Here is a 17141-nt window from a genome sequence, read left to right as displayed (position 1 = left end):
TTTATTTATATAAGCACAAATGTGCAATTGATTAAAAAGAAAAAACGATAAACTGATATCAGTCTATCATTTTCACTCGCATAAAATATTTCGAAAAGAAAAATCACCATCTTCTTCTAAAACTTTTAAAATTGTATTTTTATCTGTAATCAGATGATTTACTAGATTAGCACGCAATACAGAAAGAATCGCAGATACTTTCGTATCACCATAAGCAACAGCTAAACTTTGAGGAATATTTTTTAAATCTTCCAAAGAGATTGCTATCGTTCTTTCCTGTAAGTTCTCATAAACTTCTTTACCTTTTGAATCAAAGAATCGACAACAAATTTCCCCTACAGTTTTAACTTTTGTCAATTCTTTAAAGTCATCCTCTGTAAGCATGTCTAACCATTGATGTTTTCCTTTATTACTAAAATCACCAATCCCAACCACAACTATATCTAAATCTTTCCAACTATTTTTCAAATCTTCAAAATATCTTGATTGCAAAATACCATCTGCTAACAATTTATTTTCTTGCACAATTGTTGCATTCATAAATGTACACTCTCCATGAAATTTTCTAGACATTTCATAAATCAGTGTATTCACATGGTATTTAGCGTGTATGTGACTAGGACCACCTGCTAGAGGATAGAAGTGAACATTTCGAACACTTTTGCTGTGGATTAAATCTACTAAATTACTTAAACTTTTTCCCCAAGAAAAGCCAATTTTCATATTATCATCAATTAAATTCCTAAGGACACCTGCTGCAACTTGAGAAATTCTTTCAGATAAAATTGTTGGATTGTCATCAAATTCATTTGGAATAATTTCTAAACTTTCCAGACCATATTTTTCTTTTACATAATTTTCCAACTTAAACATATTGGTATCAAAATTCTCTATTTCAATTTTAACAATTCCTGCATTCCTTGCTTCTGTTAACATTCTACTAATAGAGGTTCTATAAATTCCTAATTTTGCTGCTATTTGTGACTGATTTAAGTTTTCAATATAATACAGATAAGCAATTTTAGAGAGCAGTTTATTCCTATCTTGATTCATACACTTAACCTCTTACGAAACTACCTTAACCATTATCCCAGCATTTTCTAATGTAGCTATATTTTGTTTAGAAAGTTTTTCGTCTGTTATTACTTCATAGACTTGACTTAAAGCAAATCTTCTTACTGTACCCCTTTTATCAAATTTACTTGAGTCAGTTAGCACAATGACTTTATCCGACGCTGCTGAAATATATTGAACTACCTCACTGCGCATTAAATCTTTTCCTGTAAAGCCCATCTCTTTATCGTAGCCATCTGTCCCAACAAAAGCTTGACGCACATGAAAAGTCTGTATCATTTCTTTTAATAAAGGTCCTACGGTAACCTGTGAATCTTTCTGAAACTCTCCACCAAGAACAATAACACGACATGAATCATAACCTCTTACAAAATTTGCTATAAAAAATGAATTTGTTACAATAGTGACATTTCTTTTTTGCTTGCAAATTTCCTCAGCAAGTAAAGCACAGGTTGAACCAGATTCTATCATTATTGTTTCATTATCTGATACCAATTTTACTGCTTCTTGAACAATTTTTCTCTTAATTTCATAATTAATTGACAAGCGTACATTTAAGTCATCTCCACTATTTAACACAGCATATCCATGCTCTCTGTGTAATAAGCCTTTTGACTCTAATTTATCTAAATCTTTTCTAATCGTTACTTTCGATACATTTAATTTTTCCGATAATGTATTAACATCAATCTTTTCATATTCTGATACTAATTTAATAATTTGTTCCAATCTTTTCATTTTACACCTCCGTTTTATTCTACCAAAATAAAAAGCAAAAAACAACAAATTAAACTTTCGTTCGTAATTGTTTTTCTTTCGTTTTTGTGATAGGATAGAATTATAAAGAGGAGGAACTCTTATGGAAATATCTAAAGGAATTATTTTTAATATTCAACACTTTTCAATTCATGACGGTCCGGGTATTCGTACAACTGTTTTTTTAAAAGGATGTCCTCTGCGCTGTCCATGGTGTTCTAATCCTGAATCTCAAAGAATGAAACCTGAAAAAATGAAAGATGCTCAACGAGAAAAATTCACTTTAGTAGGTGAAGAAAAAACTGTAGAAGAAATTATTACAGAGGTATTAAAAGATAAAGAATTTTACGAAGAATCCGGTGGAGGTTTAACTTTATCAGGGGGTGAAATATTTGCTCAGTTTGAATTTGCTAAAGCCATCTTAAAGTCAGCTAAAGAACATCACATACACACTGCCATTGAAACTACTGCCTTTGTTGATCATGAAAAATTTGTTGATTTAATCCAATATGTGGATTTTATCTACACAGACCTAAAACATTATAATTCTATAAAACATAAAAAAGTGACTGGAGTTTTTAATCAAATGATTATTAAAAACATTCATTATGCTTTTTCTCAACATAAAACTATCGTTTTAAGAATCCCAGTTATCCCTGATTTTAACAATAGTTTAGAGGATGCAGAAGAATTCGCTACTCTATTTAACTCATTAAATATCGACCAAGTTCAACTACTCCCTTTTCATCAATTTGGTGAAAACAAATATCGTTTATTAAATCGGAAATATGAAATGGATGGAGTCAACGCACTTCATCCTGAAGATCTTATTGATTATCAAAAGGTATTTCTGAACCATCATATTAATTGTTATTTCTAGTTCATTTCCTTGAAATGCTCTAGCTATTTGCAGATAACAAGCATCTATAATACATACTTAACTTTTCAAAAGGTTTAGCTAAAAAATTTTAGCCAAACCTTTTCTATTTTACCTTGCTCTAGAATTTTTAAACTGCTATACTTATAACAGAAAACCCTTCCAAGGAGGTAGCGGATGTCTCATTCCTTTAAAAAATCTCTCCAAAAAGAAATTCTCCATAGAAGCTCTATCGCAGCCTTTATGACCTCTCTTTTACTACTCATTTTACTTTTTGGTTTTTCCTATTTTTTACAAAAGCAACAACTCTCCAAAGACACGAGACAGATTGTCAAACAAGTTCAAGAGATGAAAGAAGCAAATAATGAGCTCCTGACCACTATGAACTATAAAATGATTCCTGGATTTTTGGATGGCAAACACACAGAGAGAGAAGTCTTTAGCTTATTTTACGAGACAAAAGCTAAATTAAAACTTAGTTCTGACCTCATTATCCTAAGTGATACAGGTGAATTACTATTTAGTACCAATCGCAATCATCAAGAAAGTATTTTATCTCCCTACTATCTAAAACTGCTCATTCAAAATCCTTCTCAAGAAAAAGTTACAGAAAAAATTGCACTCTCTTCAGATAAGCAACATTACACACTCTTTATCAAACCACTACTTCAAAACCAACGAGTTATAGCCTATACGATTGCTTTCGTAAATGAGAATGATTTCATCTCAAGTTTCCCAATGATAAATTCTAAATACATCATTACCGATAGCTTTGGAAATATGTTTTCCAACAATACAAACCAGTTCACTCGCTCCACTCTTGAAAAATTTGATGAAAAACTCCTACACTCTCGTACCCACTGGTATGAGAATGAACCGCTTATTGTTCAAAAAGAAAAAGTCGGTGCTATTTTTTCAATCTATACTTTTCAATCCTTTTTTCCTATTCCTAGCTTACTCGGCCTAGCCTCCATTCTCACCTTATGTATATTCTTCCTCTACTTCTGGCAAGCAAGACGAATTGCTCATAAGATTGCTACACACAACGCTGTTCCTATTGAAAGCTTAGTTTACCAACTTCAAGAAATTCCCAAACAAGCAGAAAAAAGACTTTCTCTACAAACAGGTGATGAGTTTGAATTTATGGCCGAAAAAATTAATAATATGTTGTATGAATTAGATCAACTTCATCAGAAAATGTTGACCATCGAAAAAGAAAAGTGGATTTTTGAAAGAAAAATGCTGGAAGCTCAGTTCAATCCTCATTTTCTCTACAATACGCTTGAGACAATTAAAATTACTTCTTTAATGGATGCAGCTCTCACACAAGACCTGATTCAAAATCTCACGCGCATTCTTCGCTACAGTATCACCGATTTAGAAAAAGAAACAACCATTTGCCAAGATTTAAAGATTATAGAGGATTACCTTATTATTCATAAGATTCGTTTCGAGCACTTTTCCTATGATATTGTCTGCCCAGAAACTATCGATAATCAACCTATTCCTAAACTTTTCTTGCTTCCTCTAGTAGAAAATGCTATAAAATATGGGATGCAATACCGTATTGATCTTCATATTGATATCCAAATTACCTTGGAAGCAGATTCTCTAACTTTTTTAGTCAAGGATAATGCTGGAGGACTCACAAAACAAGAGCGACTCGCTATTTTAGACTCTTTAGAAAGCCCTCATACCCAGCATGGCATCGTTAACAGCTATAAACGATTGAGCAATTTCTTTTCTGATGTCCAGCTAGATTTAGGAGTCAATCGCCAAGGAGAAACTTGGGTCAAATTTATAACGAAAGGACTAACTCATGTTTAAGCTCATTATCGTAGAAGACGAACACCTCATTCGAAAATGGCTAGAGATTGCCGTAGACTACTCTGCCTTAGGTATCCAAGTAGTAGGAACTGCCAGTCACGGTCAAGAGGGAATGAAACTCATCCAAGAAAAAGAACCTCATATTGTCTTAACAGACATCACAATGCCAATTATGGATGCTTTTATGATGTTCGAAGCCACTCGTACTCTCTCCTATGAAAAAGTTATCTTATCAGGTTATAACGATTTTCAAAATGCCAAAAAAGCCATGCAATATGGGGCAGTTGATTTCTTATCCAAACCAATTGATACCAAGGAGTTGACAGAATGTCTTCAAAAAATTGTTTTGCGATTACGAGTTAGCACTCGTCAAGAAACTCCTTTTTTAGAAGAATATCAAACTTTACTTACCTCTATCCAACAAATTGATACACAAAACCAAATCATTCAGCAAATTCTTGAATTTGTTCATCAACACTACTGTATGCACTTTACCATTTCTAGCATTGCAGAGAATCTAGGGTATAGCGAAAGTTATCTATATAAGGTTATCAAAGAAGACTTCCCAATGACGCTAAATGAATATATCTTACGCTACCGCCTCAAGCAAGCTATAGATAAAATGGCTGAATCCCCCAATTCCCCCCTAAGCGATATCTCTGAACAAATTGGATTTTCAGACTATAAATATTTTGCAAAAGTTTTTAAAAAGTATCTCCATATTTCTCCAAAAGAATTAAAACTCATGGATAAAAACCATTGATGTAAAAGGATTGCTCAGCTCAGGCAATCTTTTTATTTTGTGCTTTTACCCAATGAAAATCAAAGTGCTAACTACTCAAATCATAGCTTTGAGATTGCAGATAAAGCGACGTGTTTTGAAGAGTATTACCATCAAAATCTCAGCTACAATTCACCCATCCTTGCTCTAGGAACTCATTTCCTATTTTTCGTTTTAGATTTCTTTAAGGTTTTTATTATATTCTGTAGGACTCTACAATTTAAAAACATTAATAATCTAGGTAGAGAAAATGTTCGTAAAAAAGGAGATACTTATGAAAAAAATACTATTCTTTCTCTCTTTTAGCTGGATATTCCTTTCTTTATCAGGATGTTCTTCTCCTATAGAAGCGGAAACTAGCTCTGAAAAAGATTCAGATAACACTTTGGTTGTCTACTCGCCTAACCCTGAAGACCTTATCGAAGAGACAATACCTGCCTTCGAAGAAAAATATGGTATTAAGGTTGATTTAGTACAAGCCAGCACGGGTGAATTGTTCAAAAAAGCTGAGGCCGAAAAAGAATCCCCTGTAGCTGATGTCATTTTTGGAGGCTCCTACGCCCTCTTCTCTTCTAACGAAAATCTTTTTGAACCTTATATTTCCCAAGAAAACGACCAGATAATCCCTGAATATCAAAATAAAACAGGATTCTACACACCTTACACACTGGATGTCAGTGTCATCATTGCCAATTCAGCCCTTACAAAAGATATAAAAATTGAAGGCTACAATGATCTACTCAATCCTAAATTAAAAGGAAAAATTGCTACCGCTGATCCAAGTAATGCATCTAGCGCCTTTGCTCAATTAACAAACATGCTTGTCGATCAAGGTGGATACGAAAATGAACAAGCTTGGACCTATGTGAAAAATCTATTTACCCTAGTAGATGGAAAGATTGCATCTAGTTCTTCAAATGTTTACAAAGCTGTCGCCGATGGGGAAATGGCTGTAGGACTCACCTATGAAGATCCTGCCTTAAAACTTTTAAACGACGGAGTTGATGTAAAAGTCATTTATCCAAAAGAAGGAACCGTCTTTTTACCTGGTAACGCGGCTATCGTCAAAAATGCCAAACACATGGAAAATGCTAAGAAGTTTATCGACTTCCTCCTTTCTCAAGAAATCCAAGATAAGCTAGGAACTGAAACAACAATCAGACCCATTCGTAAAAATGCTAAAACCAATAAAAATATGAAGGCTATGACAGAAATCAATATTGCCACTGAAGATTCCGATTATGTCATAAAAAACAAATCTGCCATTCTTAAAAAGTATAATGATATTTTTACAGATATCCAATCTAAAAAATAACATTTGACTTTCCAATGATTAACTGTCAAACCCTACTATAAAATCAAAAGATTACTTCCGTTTTTGTAGAGAATTTTACTCTAATAGAATAGAATTATCAGTTTTAAAAACGCTTACATTGTTTTAAAATAAACTTAAATAACATAACGGAGGTATCCATCATGAAAAAGAAATGGATGTATTATGCTGCTTGCGGACTAGCTCTTTTTGGTCTTGCTGCTTGTTCTTCTAATGAATCTGCCGATGGCGGTTCATCTGATAAAGGAGACGGCGGTTCGCTAGTCGTTTATTCACCAAACTCAGAGGGCTTAATCGGAGCAACTATTCCTGCCTTTGAAGAAAAATACGGTATTAAAGTAGAACTGATTCAAGCTGGTACTGGAGAACTTTTCAAAAAACTAGAGTCAGAAAAAGAAGCTCCTGTAGCCGATGTTATCTTTGGTGGTTCTTATACACAATATGCTACCCACGGAGAACTCTTTGAAAACTATACTTCAAAAGAAAATGATAATGTTATCAAAGAATATCAAAACACAACTGGCTACTCTACTCCTTATACACTAGATGGTAGTGTTTTAATCGTCAATCCTGATTTAACTAAAGGCATGAACATAGAAGGATATAGCGACCTTCTCAAACCTGAACTAAAAGGAAAAATCGCAACTGCTGACCCAGCAAACTCTTCTAGCGCCTTTGCTCAATTAACAAATATGCTACAAGCTCAAGGTGGTTACAAAGACGATAAAGCTTGGTCTTATGTAAAAGATCTCTTCACACTTATTGATGGTAAAATCGGTTCAAGCTCATCTGGTGTCTATAAAGCAGTCGCTGACGGAGAAATGGCTGTTGGTCTCTCTTATGAAGATCCAGCAGTTAAACTCTTAAATGACGGAGCTAACATTAAGGTAGTCTATCCAAAAGAAGGAACAGTCTTCCTACCTGCTAGTGCTGCTATCGTTAAAAAAGCGAAAAATATGGAAAATGCCAAGAAATTTATCGATTTTATTATCTCTCAAGAAGTACAAGATACACTTGGTACAACCACTACTAACCGTCCTGTTCGTAAAAATGCTAAAACGAGCGAAAATATGAAACCAATTGACAAAATCAAAACACTCACTGAAGATTATGATTATGTCATCAAGAATAAATCAGATATCGTTAAAAAATACAACGAAGTCTTTACAGATATCCAATCTAAACAGTAAAAGAGGTTCACTATGAGTGAGATCAAAATTATTAACGCAAAAAAAATCTATCACGATGTCCCTGTTATTGAGAATTTGAACATTACAATTCCAAAAGGAAGTCTCTTTACCCTTCTTGGGCCTTCAGGGTGTGGGAAAACGACCCTTCTTCGTATGATTGCAGGTTTCAACAGTATCGAAGGTGGAGAATTTTACTTCGATGATACAAAAATCAATAATATGGAACCCAGCAAACGCAATATCGGGATGGTTTTCCAAAACTACGCTATTTTCCCACATTTGACTGTCCGAGACAATGTTGCTTTTGGTCTTAAGCAAAAGAAGGTTCCAAAAGAGGAATTAGTCCAACAAACCAATAAGTATCTTGAACTCATGCAAATTGCTCAATATGCGGATCGGAAGCCCGATAAACTCAGTGGTGGACAACAACAACGTGTCGCCTTGGCACGTGCCTTAGCTGTTAATCCAAGTGTTCTCCTCATGGACGAGCCACTTAGTAACCTAGATGCCAAACTTCGCTTGGATATGCGTCAAGCCATTCGAGAAATCCAACACGAAGTGGGAATTACAACTGTTTATGTGACCCACGACCAAGAAGAAGCTATGGCTATTTCAGACCAAATTGCTGTTATGAAAGACGGAGTCATCCAACAAATCGGTCGGCCAAAAGAACTCTATCATAAACCAGCTAATGAGTTTGTAGCAACCTTTATCGGACGCACAAATATTATCCCTGCCAATCTTGAAAAACGGAGCGACGGCGCTTATATCGTCTTTTCAGATGGCTATGCCCTTCGAATGCCATCCCTTGATCAGGCTAAGGCACAAGCTATTCATGTAAGCATTCGTCCTGAAGAGTTTATCAAAGATGAATCTGGAGATATTGAAGGAACTATTAGCGATAGCGTCTATCTTGGACTAAATACGGAGTATTTCATCGAAACAGGATTTGCCTCAAAAATTCAAGTTAGCGAAGAATCAACTTTTGAAGAAGATCTACAAAAAGGCGATCGTATTCGTCTACGAATCAATACTCAAAAATTAAACGTCTTTTCTGCAGATGGTTCCCAAAACCTGATAAAAGGAGTCAACCATGGAACGTAAAAAACTAAATATTTGGACAGCCTCCTCTTTCTTCATCTTTCTTACTTATCTTGTCTTTCTCGTTTATCCTATCGTTACCGTGCTCAAGCAAGCACTCATACATGAAGGACAATTCTCACTAGCTAATTTTGTCACTTTCTTTAGTAAAGCTTACTACTCTGAGACACTTGTCAACAGTTTCAAGGTCTCCATTACCGCTACTGTCACTTCCTTAGTCGTAGGAACCCTATTAGCTTATCTCTTCTCTATGTATGACTTCAAGGGAAAGAAATTTCTACAAATATTGATTATCATTGCTTCTATGTCAGCTCCTTTCGTGGGAGCCTACTCCTGGATTCTCTTGCTGGGACGAAATGGGGTAATTACTAAATTCCTGACAAATTCTCTTCATCTTCCAGCTATCGATATTTATGGATTCAAAGGAATTGTACTTGTCTTTACACTGCAACTATTCCCACTGGTATTTCTATACGTTGCTGGTACAATGAAAAGTATTGACAATTCTCTACTTGAAGCCGCTGAAAGCATGGGGTCCTTCGGATTTAAGCGTATCGTAACGGTTGTTTTACCTCTCCTAGTTCCAACCTTACTAGCAGCTGCCCTGCTTGTATTTATGAGAGCATTCTCAGACTTTGGAACGCCTATGTTGATTGGTGAAGGATATCGGACTTTCCCCGTCTTGATTTATACCCAATTCATTAGCGAGGTTGGAGGAAATTCTGCTTTTGCATCTGCTTTAGCAATTATGGCGATTATCATTGCCTTGGCGATTTTCCTTATCCAAAAATACATCTCAAACCGCTACAGTTTCAGCATGAATTCGCTCCATCCAATTGAGCCTAAAAAAACTACAAAAGGAAAAATGGCTGCCATTTATGCAACAGTCTACGGAATTATCTTGTTCTCTGTTCTACCTCAAGTCTACTTGATTTATACTTCTTTCCTAAAAACATCAGGTATGGTATTTGTCAAAGGTTATTCTCTAAACAGTTACAAGGTGGCTTTCAATCGTATGGGATCTGCTATTTTCAATACCATTCGTATCCCTTTGATTGCCTTAGTTCTAGTTGTCCTATTCGCAACATTTATCTCCTACCTAGCCGTTAGAAAACGGAATTTGTTTACAAACTTAATTGACAGCCTCAGTATGGTACCTTATATTGTACCCGGAACTGTTCTAGGGATTGCCTTCATTTCTTCTTTCAATACCGGTCTATTTGGAAGTGGATTTCTTATGATTACAGGGACAGCTTTCATCTTAATTATGTCCCTATCTGTCAGAAGATTACCGTATACTATTCGCTCATCTGTTGCTAGCTTACAACAAATAGCCCCAAGTATTGAAGAAGCTGCTGAAAGCTTAGGAAGTAGCCGTCTCAATACCTTTGCCAAGATTACAACTCCAATGATGCTATCTGGTATTATTTCTGGAGCCATCCTATCTTGGGTCACAATGATTTCAGAACTCTCTACTTCTATCCTCCTCTACAATGTCAAAACAAGAACAATGACTGTAGCTATTTATACAGAGGTTCTCAGAGGGAATTACGGTGTAGCCGCAGCCTTGTCAACTATCCTGACTGTTCTAACAGTAGGTTCCTTGCTCTTGTTTATGAAAATCTCTAAAAGCAATAGTATTACACTTTAGTTTTCCCCATCAAAAACAGCCGAAAGGACTAACCTCGGCTGTTTTTTCTTATCTTGATATTCCTATCAAATCCCTATTTCATAGCAAGCAAGTCTAGACTGATTTAATAGAGGCTTCCTCCATCTTCTCACGTCCTAGTTCTCGGTAACTACGGTCGCCGACAACTTCTACGCTAAACTGGCCGTCCTCATATTCAAGTATCGTCACGCTACCATTATCTAGACCATGCGGATGCATACCATTAATTAGATAAACAATGGTTCCAATAGTCATTCCGTGGCTGACAACGAGGGCATTGCCCCCACCCTGCTCTTCCATTTCTTTGGCAATCGCTTCAAAGCCTTCCTTAATTCGGCCACTGAGTTTTTCCCAGCCTTCAGCCCAACCAGCTGTATCGACCTCTACCAAACCCTCAGCCAGTTCAGCATAAGACAATTGGTGAACGTGGTCCACATTAAAGATACGAGGAATAATGCCCATGAAAAGATCACCATCATAAGCTCCGTCAAAACTACCGAAACACCATTCTCTGATACGCTTGTCCATGCGATAAGGGATTTTTCCCTGCAAGCCAAGTTCATCAAGGATAATTCCCATTGTCTGAATGGTGCGCCCAGAATCACTCGAATAAGCACGCTCAAACTGTAGACCAGATTCGCGCAAACCGATTCCTAATTCTTGAATCCCTCGTTCACCTTCAGCTGTTAAGGGAGTATCGCTCCAACCTTGCGCGCGACCAATCGTGTTAAACATAGTCTTGCCATGACGTACCAAATACAATCGTACTTTTACCATTTTCCGTCCTCCGTTTGCTTCTATTATATCATGGATGATAAAACAAAAGCCACCCAGACAGGCGACTTTTGCAGGAGATTATTATGAAAAAGTTTAGGAGTTCTATTAAATAAAGATATTAGATGAAAATCAAATTCAAACTAAATCAGTGTTATCTGTTTCAAATAATATTAGGAGGTCTTTATTTAATGATTATAGTATACACATCTAACCTTAAATAGAACTTAAAAAATTAAACCCATTCACCTTTTTCATTTACTTTATAACCGTTAATAGTCATGTTTTTTGCTAATTTCCCATCAGCTAACAAGTAATACCACTTATCTCCGTCTTTAATCCATTGATTACGAGCGTATTTACCATCTTGGTTAAGATAATACCAACTATCATACTGAGAATCAAATACCCACTCGCTCTTAGCCATGTAACCGCCACGTTTTAGGTAGTATTCGCCCTGCCAAGCTTTCTCCACATAACTACCAGTTGAATCAACATAAAACCAGCTCTTATAATCTTCATCATAAATCCATTCACTCGCAGCCATTGAAGCATCTGCTTTTAGATAATAACGGCCTACCCAGCGGTTTCTGACAAGATTGCCAGAAAGGTCATTGTAGTACCATTTGCCAGACTCTTTAAACCACTTACTTGCTTGATAATCCTTCTTAGTCTCTCCATTAGCAGTAACGGTAGCTTGAGATGAAGATGAAACTGAGGATGAAGTCCCAGTAGAAACTGCTTGAATAGCCTCTTCTTTTGTCACCTTAGGCTTAGCTTTACCTTGGTAAACATCTTCGATACGCTTAGTAAAGACAGATAACTCTTCAGGGGATAGCATATGTCTTATTTCAGGTTCTTCTTTATATATTAGACCTGCTTCTTTTTCGATTTTGTGTTCTGCTTCTTTAACTATCTTAGCTATTTCTTTGAATAATTTAATCTTGTCTGAACCTGAAAGACTATCATCACTTCTAATATCTTCTCTTTGAATAGAAGCCACATCGTTCAACTTTTCAATGTTTTTTTGCGTTGGAATTAAACTAGGACTCGATTTATCAACATTTTTATAAAAAGTTGATAAGTTTTGGACATAATCTTTTAATGTTAAGTTAGTAGTATTTTCTGGATCGTAATCACCAAAATAATTACGGTCCCGAGGTATCGACCAGCCTGTTAATGGTCCATAAAAAATTTTTAAATCACTAAGTATTTTTTCCTTTTCCTCAGATGAGTATAAGTTACTATCTTTTTCTACTTGTTGAAGTAGTAAATCATATTTTTTTATTCTAGCTATATCAAAAACATATCCTAAAAAGTTAGGCTTCTCACTATCCATAATCATAATGACTTTTTCTAAATCTTGCAAATATAGATAGTTCAAATAATAATCTTTTTTTGAAATATTACTCACATTTTTCTCTGTTATCTCATTCATTTTTTCAACTATAGCATTTTTTAGTTTTAAAATATCACTATCTTGAAAACGAAGTATAGTCCAATCTATATTATCAATTTCTTTTAATAACTTACTCTTAATTTCTTCTGAATGGTTTCTAGCAGCTTTTTCAACATCCAAATTTGTCTTATAAAAACTTTCATTTCTGGAATTCGTATCATTTTCCTGCGCAGAAACTACTTGACTTGTAAAAGTTGGGACTAGTAAAGTCGACAGTCCTAAAGCTACTAAAGCATGTTTCATTTCTTTTTTCATCATTTTCTCCTATTTTCTTAATTTTTAAAACTATGAATTGGTGCTGGGATTTGTCCACCGCGAGAGATGAAATCAACAGACGAAGCCCCATTAACCTTCATAACTGGTGCGGTTCCTAATAGGCCACCAAATTCAATCATATCGCCTTCTTTTCCTTTGGGAATAATACGAACAGCTGTTGTTTTCATGTTAATGACACCAATTGCCGCTTCATCTGCAATCATGGCCGCAATGGTTTCAGCAGGTGTATCCTCCGGAATGGCAATCATATCCAAACCAACGGAACAGATAGCCGTCATAGCTTCTAGTTTTTCCAAATTAAGAGAGCCATTTTGTACTGCAGCAATCATTCCTTCATCCTCAGAAACAGGAATAAAGGCACCAGACAAACCACCAACTTGGTTGCAGGCCATCACTCCACCCTTCTTAACTTGGTCGTTCAAGAGTGCCAAGGCAGCCGTCGTCCCGTGTGTCCCAACTGTTTCTAGCCCCATTTCTTCAAGGACACGTGCAACAGAATCTCCAACCGCAGGAGTTGGCGCCAAACTCAAGTCCACAATACCAAACTCCACACCCAGTCTCTCACTGGCCATTTGACCAACCAATTGACCGATACGAGTGATTTTAAAGGCAGTTTTCTTAACTGTTTCGGCTACTACATCAAAGCTCTGTCCACGAACTTTTTCCAAGGCACGTTTCACCACACCAGGACCGGAAACTCCGACATTGATGATAACATCTGCCTCCCCAACACCATGGAAGGCACCCGCCATAAATGGATTGTCCTCAACAGCATTAGCGAATACAACCAACTTAGCTGCCCCCATATCAGATAGAGTTGCCGTTTCCTTGATAATTCGTCCCATATCTGCCACAGCCGTCATATTGATACCAGACTTGGTTGAGCCGATATTGACTGACGAGCAGACCTTGTCCGTTTCAGCCAAAGCACGAGGAATAGAATTGATGAGAATCTCATCTCCCTTTTGATAACCTTTTTGTACCAAGGCAGAGAAACCACCAATAAAATCCACACCGATTTCTTTCGCAGCCTTATCAAGCGCTTTTGCCAGAACCACGTAGTCCGTCGCATCTGTCGCTGCCCCTATCAGAGAAATAGGAGTCACCGATACACGCTTATTAACGATTGGAATTCCCAACTCAGCTGCAATTTCATCACCAACAGCCACTAAATTAGCTGCCTTGGTCCTAATCTTTTGATAAATTTTCTCCGCAGCACGATTGATATCTGGATCAATACAGTCTAATAGGGAAATCCCCATGGTAATAGTTCTGATATCGAAGTTTTGCTCCTCAATCATGGCGATGGTTTCAGTAACTTGTCTAATATCCATGATAACCTCCTAGATATTATACATAGCTTCGAAAATCGCTGCACTCTGAATATTAATCTTCACATTCAAAGTTTGCCCAAAAGCTTCAAATTCATTACGAAGATAGGTAAAATCTTGCTTTTCATCACTAGAGACGACAGCCATCATCGTGAAATATTCATCCAAGACAGTTTGAGAGATATCATCAATATTCAAACCCAATTCTGCTATTTTACCAGAAACACCTGCAACAATTCCAGATTTATCTTTACCAACAACAGTTATAATCGCTTTCATAAGCAAACTCCAATTCTTCTTTTAATAGGAAACCTGAACATTAAACAGGATTCTTTTCAAATAGTATAGCATAATTCTAACTAAAATACTCAAAAACGCCTGCTTACGAAGTTGTTCTTAAGAAAAAAACAATTTCGTAAACAAGCGTCTACTATCCCAACTTATGATGAGTGTTCCCGCTAGGACCGAAATCCTAGCGGTAGACCAGAGCTAGACTAAGAGCACAAGACTCCATCATCATAACACTCAACAAAATTGATGATTTTATACTAATTCGATGATCGCCATTGGCGCTGCATCACCACGACGTGGTTCAGTTTTAAGGATACGAGTGTATCCACCGTTACGTTCAGCATAACGAGGTGCAATTTCTGAGAACAATTTTTGAAGTGCTGTAGTAGAAGTGTACTTATCAGTTGCTTCATCATAGTTTTCAGATGCGATTTCATTACGTACGAAAGCAGCTGCTTGACGACGTGCATGCAAATCACCACGTTTACCTAGAGTAATCATTTTTTCAACAGTTTTACGGATTTCTTTAGCACGAGCTTCAGTTGTCACGATTGATTCGTTGATCAAAAGGTCAGTTGTCAAATCGCGAAGCATTGCTTTACGTTGTGAGCTAGTGCGTCCTAGTTTACGGTAAGCCATTTATTCCTCCTTTATTTATCTTTTAATCCAAGACCCAAATCAATGAGTTTGAGTTTCACTTCTTCCAAACTCTTGCGTCCAAGATTTCGTACTTTCATCATCTCTGCTTCAGATTTTTCTGTCAAATCATGCACAGTATTGATACCGGCACGTTTCAAACAGTTGTATGAACGCACAGACAAGTCCAGTTCCTCAATCGTACGATCCAAAATACGGTCGTCAGATTCAGTATCAGCTTCTTTCATCACTTCAGTTGACTTAGCAATCTCAGTAAGATTTGTAAACAAATCAAGATGTTCTGTCAAAATACGTGCTGAAAGCCCTAAAGCATCTTCTGGAATAATTGTTCCATTTGTCAAGATTTCAAGGGTTAATTTGTCAAATCCATCATTGCTACCTACACGAGCAGGTTCCACTTGATAGTTGACTTTTGTAACTGGTGTATAAATAGAATCTACAGCAAGTGTTCCAACTGGTGCATTATCTTTTTTATTTTCATCAGCAGGTACATATCCACGACCACTGTTAACAGTCATAGTCGCTTTTAGGGAAGAACCTTCACCGATTGTAAAGAGATAATGATCTGGATTTACAATTTCAATATCGCTATCTGTCAAAATGTCACCAGCTGTTACCTCAGCAGGACCTTCAACATCCAGTTCGATGATTTTTTCGTCTTCAACGTACGATTTCACTGCAATTCCTTTAATGTTCAGAATGATTTGCATCACGTCTTCACGAACACCTGGAACTGTGTCAAACTCATGTAACACACCATCAATATTGATAGATGTCACAGCTGCTCCTGGTAGAGAAGCTAGAAGTACACGACGAAGAGAGTTACCAAGAGTTGTACCGTAGCCACGTTCAAGTGGTTCGATTACAAACTTGCCATAATCTTTATTTTCATCAATTTTTGTTATATTTGGTTTTTCAAACTCGATCATTTAGTTACTCCCTCTTAAACGAAAAGCAGTGTAATGCGATGATTATACACGGCGACGTTTTGGAGGACGAGCACCATTGTGTGGCACTGGAGTCACATCACGAATTGCTGTTACTTCAAGACCAGCGGCAGCAAGCGCACGAATAGCTGACTCACGACCAGAACCTGGACCTTTTACAGTAACTTCAACTGATTTAAGACCGTGTTCTTGTGCAGATTTAGCAGCAGCTTCAGAAGCCATTTGAGCAGCGAATGGTGTAGATTTACGAGAACCTTTGAAACCAAGAGCACCAGCTGATGACCAAGCAATTGCATTACCATGCACATCAGTAATCATAACAATAGTGTTATTAAATGTAGCGTGAATATGAGCAATACCAGATTCGATATTCTTTTTCACACGACGTTTACGTGTTGGTTTAGCCAAGACTTTTACCTCCTATATTATTTTTTCTTACCAGCAATCGCAACAGCTTTACCTTTACGAGTGCGAGCGTTGTTTTTAGTGTTTTGTCCACGGACAGGAAGTCCACGACGGTGACGGATACCACGGTATGAACCGATTTCCATCAAACGTTTGATGTTCAAGTTTACTTCACGACGAAGGTCACCTTCAACTTTGATTGCATCCACTTCACGACGGATAGCATCTTCTTGATCTGATGTAAGATCACGTACACGAACATCTTCTGAGATTCCAGCAGCAGCCAAAATTTTCTTAGATGTTGCAAGTCCGATACCATAAACATAAGTCAATGAGATTACTACGCGTTTGTCATTTGGAATGTCAACTCCAGCAATACGAGCCATGTTTTCT

17 protein-coding genes are annotated in these 17141 nt (G+C 36.7%); 7 read left to right on the top strand and 10 right to left on the bottom strand.

Annotated features, from left to right (window positions below; all coding sequences use genetic code 11):
- Positions 1 to 72: 72 nt before the first annotated feature.
- Both QMQ21_RS14760 and QMQ21_RS14755 read right to left on the bottom strand, forming a co-directional pair.
- Positions 73 to 1053, bottom strand: coding sequence for a sugar-binding transcriptional regulator (locus QMQ21_RS14760; RefSeq protein WP_001070838.1), 981 nt, complete (start codon positions 1051 to 1053; stop codon positions 73 to 75).
- A gap of 12 nt (positions 1054 to 1065) precedes the next feature.
- Positions 1066 to 1812, bottom strand: a complete 747-nt coding sequence (locus QMQ21_RS14755; RefSeq protein WP_000824973.1) for a DeoR/GlpR family DNA-binding transcription regulator — start codon at positions 1810 to 1812, stop codon at positions 1066 to 1068.
- 121 nt (positions 1813 to 1933) lie between these two features.
- Between QMQ21_RS14755 and QMQ21_RS14750 the strand changes: the two genes are divergently transcribed.
- The 7 genes from QMQ21_RS14750 (at position 1934) to QMQ21_RS14720 (ending at position 10590) form a co-directional block, all read left to right on the top strand.
- A complete protein-coding gene (locus QMQ21_RS14750) occupies positions 1934 to 2710 on the top strand; it encodes a glycyl-radical enzyme activating protein (protein ID WP_000406173.1) in 777 nt (258 codons plus the stop codon).
- A 174-nt stretch (positions 2711 to 2884) separates the two neighbouring features.
- Positions 2885 to 4534, top strand: a complete 1650-nt coding sequence (locus QMQ21_RS14745) for a sensor histidine kinase (RefSeq protein ID WP_078228265.1) — start codon at positions 2885 to 2887, stop codon at positions 4532 to 4534.
- A complete protein-coding gene (locus tag QMQ21_RS14740) occupies positions 4527 to 5297 on the top strand; it encodes a response regulator transcription factor (protein ID WP_000475407.1) in 771 nt (256 codons plus the stop codon). Before QMQ21_RS14745 ends, QMQ21_RS14740 begins: the two co-directional genes overlap by 8 nt.
- Positions 5298 to 5589: 292 nt before the next feature.
- Positions 5590 to 6630, top strand: coding sequence for an ABC transporter substrate-binding protein (locus QMQ21_RS14735; RefSeq protein ID WP_261034559.1), 1041 nt, complete (start codon positions 5590 to 5592; stop codon positions 6628 to 6630).
- Positions 6631 to 6791: 161 nt separating this feature from the next.
- Positions 6792 to 7838, top strand: a complete 1047-nt coding sequence (locus QMQ21_RS14730) for an ABC transporter substrate-binding protein (RefSeq protein ID WP_000731166.1) — start codon at positions 6792 to 6794, stop codon at positions 7836 to 7838.
- Between the two features lie 12 nt (positions 7839 to 7850).
- A complete protein-coding gene (locus QMQ21_RS14725) occupies positions 7851 to 8942 on the top strand; it encodes an ABC transporter ATP-binding protein (protein ID WP_261034557.1) in 1092 nt (363 codons plus the stop codon).
- Positions 8932 to 10590, top strand: coding sequence for an ABC transporter permease (locus tag QMQ21_RS14720; protein ID WP_000440014.1), 1659 nt, complete (start codon positions 8932 to 8934; stop codon positions 10588 to 10590). Before QMQ21_RS14725 ends, QMQ21_RS14720 begins: the two co-directional genes overlap by 11 nt.
- 93 nt (positions 10591 to 10683) lie before the next feature.
- On the opposite strand, the gene QMQ21_RS14715 is transcribed toward QMQ21_RS14720, so the two are convergent.
- The 8 genes from QMQ21_RS14715 to rpsM form a co-directional block, all read right to left on the bottom strand.
- Entirely contained in the window at positions 10684 to 11385 is a 702-nt protein-coding gene (locus tag QMQ21_RS14715) for a histidine phosphatase family protein (protein WP_084888270.1), read from the bottom strand.
- Between the two features lie 232 nt (positions 11386 to 11617).
- Positions 11618 to 13096, bottom strand: coding sequence for a hypothetical protein (locus QMQ21_RS14710; protein ID WP_261814708.1), 1479 nt, complete (start codon positions 13094 to 13096; stop codon positions 11618 to 11620).
- 17 nt (positions 13097 to 13113) lie between these two features.
- Positions 13114 to 14451 (bottom strand): PFL family protein, encoded by a 1338-nt coding sequence (locus tag QMQ21_RS14705; protein ID WP_284525455.1) that lies wholly within the window; start codon positions 14449 to 14451, stop codon positions 13114 to 13116.
- Between the two features lie 9 nt (positions 14452 to 14460).
- The gene (locus tag QMQ21_RS14700) at positions 14461 to 14727 is read right to left on the bottom strand and encodes an ACT domain-containing protein (protein WP_000644124.1); all 267 of its coding nucleotides are present in this window, start codon (positions 14725 to 14727) and stop codon (positions 14461 to 14463) included.
- A gap of 264 nt (positions 14728 to 14991) precedes the next feature.
- Positions 14992 to 15378, bottom strand: a complete 387-nt coding sequence (gene rplQ, locus QMQ21_RS14695) for a 50S ribosomal protein L17 (RefSeq protein WP_000331493.1) — start codon at positions 15376 to 15378, stop codon at positions 14992 to 14994.
- An 11-nt stretch (positions 15379 to 15389) separates the two neighbouring features.
- The gene (locus tag QMQ21_RS14690) at positions 15390 to 16325 is read right to left on the bottom strand and encodes a DNA-directed RNA polymerase subunit alpha (RefSeq protein ID WP_000568988.1); all 936 of its coding nucleotides are present in this window, start codon (positions 16323 to 16325) and stop codon (positions 15390 to 15392) included.
- Between the two features lie 42 nt (positions 16326 to 16367).
- Positions 16368 to 16751, bottom strand: coding sequence for a 30S ribosomal protein S11 (gene rpsK, locus QMQ21_RS14685; RefSeq protein ID WP_001118385.1), 384 nt, complete (start codon positions 16749 to 16751; stop codon positions 16368 to 16370).
- A 17-nt stretch (positions 16752 to 16768) separates the two neighbouring features.
- A complete protein-coding gene (rpsM, locus tag QMQ21_RS14680) occupies positions 16769 to 17134 on the bottom strand; it encodes a 30S ribosomal protein S13 (protein ID WP_000090781.1) in 366 nt (121 codons plus the stop codon).
- Positions 17135 to 17141 lie beyond the last annotated feature (7 nt).

This window comes from Streptococcus bouchesdurhonensis, from assembly GCF_948472335.1.
Note: the sequence above shows the minus strand (reverse complement) of the source record. Positions and strands in the feature narration are given on the sequence as shown.

Bases quoted from the DNA above. Each gene is read 5' to 3' on its own strand.
- QMQ21_RS14725 (WP_261034557.1), top strand. From the start codon at position 7,851: ATGAGTGAGATCAAAATTATTAACGCAAAAAAAATCTATCACGATGTC.
- QMQ21_RS14705 (WP_284525455.1), bottom strand. From the start codon at position 14,451: ATGGATATTAGACAAGTTACTGAAACCATCGCCATGATTGAGGAGCAA.
- QMQ21_RS14755 (WP_000824973.1), bottom strand. From the start codon at position 1,812: ATGAAAAGATTGGAACAAATTATTAAATTAGTATCAGAATATGAAAAG.
- QMQ21_RS14750 (WP_000406173.1), top strand. From the start codon at position 1,934: ATGGAAATATCTAAAGGAATTATTTTTAATATTCAACACTTTTCAATT.
- QMQ21_RS14720 (WP_000440014.1), top strand. From the start codon at position 8,932: ATGGAACGTAAAAAACTAAATATTTGGACAGCCTCCTCTTTCTTCATC.
- rplQ (WP_000331493.1), bottom strand. From the start codon at position 15,378: ATGGCTTACCGTAAACTAGGACGCACTAGCTCACAACGTAAAGCAATG.
- QMQ21_RS14700 (WP_000644124.1), bottom strand. From the start codon at position 14,727: ATGAAAGCGATTATAACTGTTGTTGGTAAAGATAAATCTGGAATTGTT.
- QMQ21_RS14735 (WP_261034559.1), top strand. From the start codon at position 5,590: ATGAAAAAAATACTATTCTTTCTCTCTTTTAGCTGGATATTCCTTTCT.
- QMQ21_RS14740 (WP_000475407.1), top strand. From the start codon at position 4,527: ATGTTTAAGCTCATTATCGTAGAAGACGAACACCTCATTCGAAAATGG.
- QMQ21_RS14760 (WP_001070838.1), bottom strand. From the start codon at position 1,053: ATGAATCAAGATAGGAATAAACTGCTCTCTAAAATTGCTTATCTGTAT.
- QMQ21_RS14715 (WP_084888270.1), bottom strand. From the start codon at position 11,385: ATGGTAAAAGTACGATTGTATTTGGTACGTCATGGCAAGACTATGTTT.
- QMQ21_RS14710 (WP_261814708.1), bottom strand. From the start codon at position 13,096: ATGAAAAAAGAAATGAAACATGCTTTAGTAGCTTTAGGACTGTCGACT.
- QMQ21_RS14690 (WP_000568988.1), bottom strand. From the start codon at position 16,325: ATGATCGAGTTTGAAAAACCAAATATAACAAAAATTGATGAAAATAAA.
- rpsM (WP_000090781.1), bottom strand. From the start codon at position 17,134: ATGGCTCGTATTGCTGGAGTTGACATTCCAAATGACAAACGCGTAGTA.
- QMQ21_RS14730 (WP_000731166.1), top strand. From the start codon at position 6,792: ATGAAAAAGAAATGGATGTATTATGCTGCTTGCGGACTAGCTCTTTTT.
- QMQ21_RS14745 (WP_078228265.1), top strand. From the start codon at position 2,885: ATGTCTCATTCCTTTAAAAAATCTCTCCAAAAAGAAATTCTCCATAGA.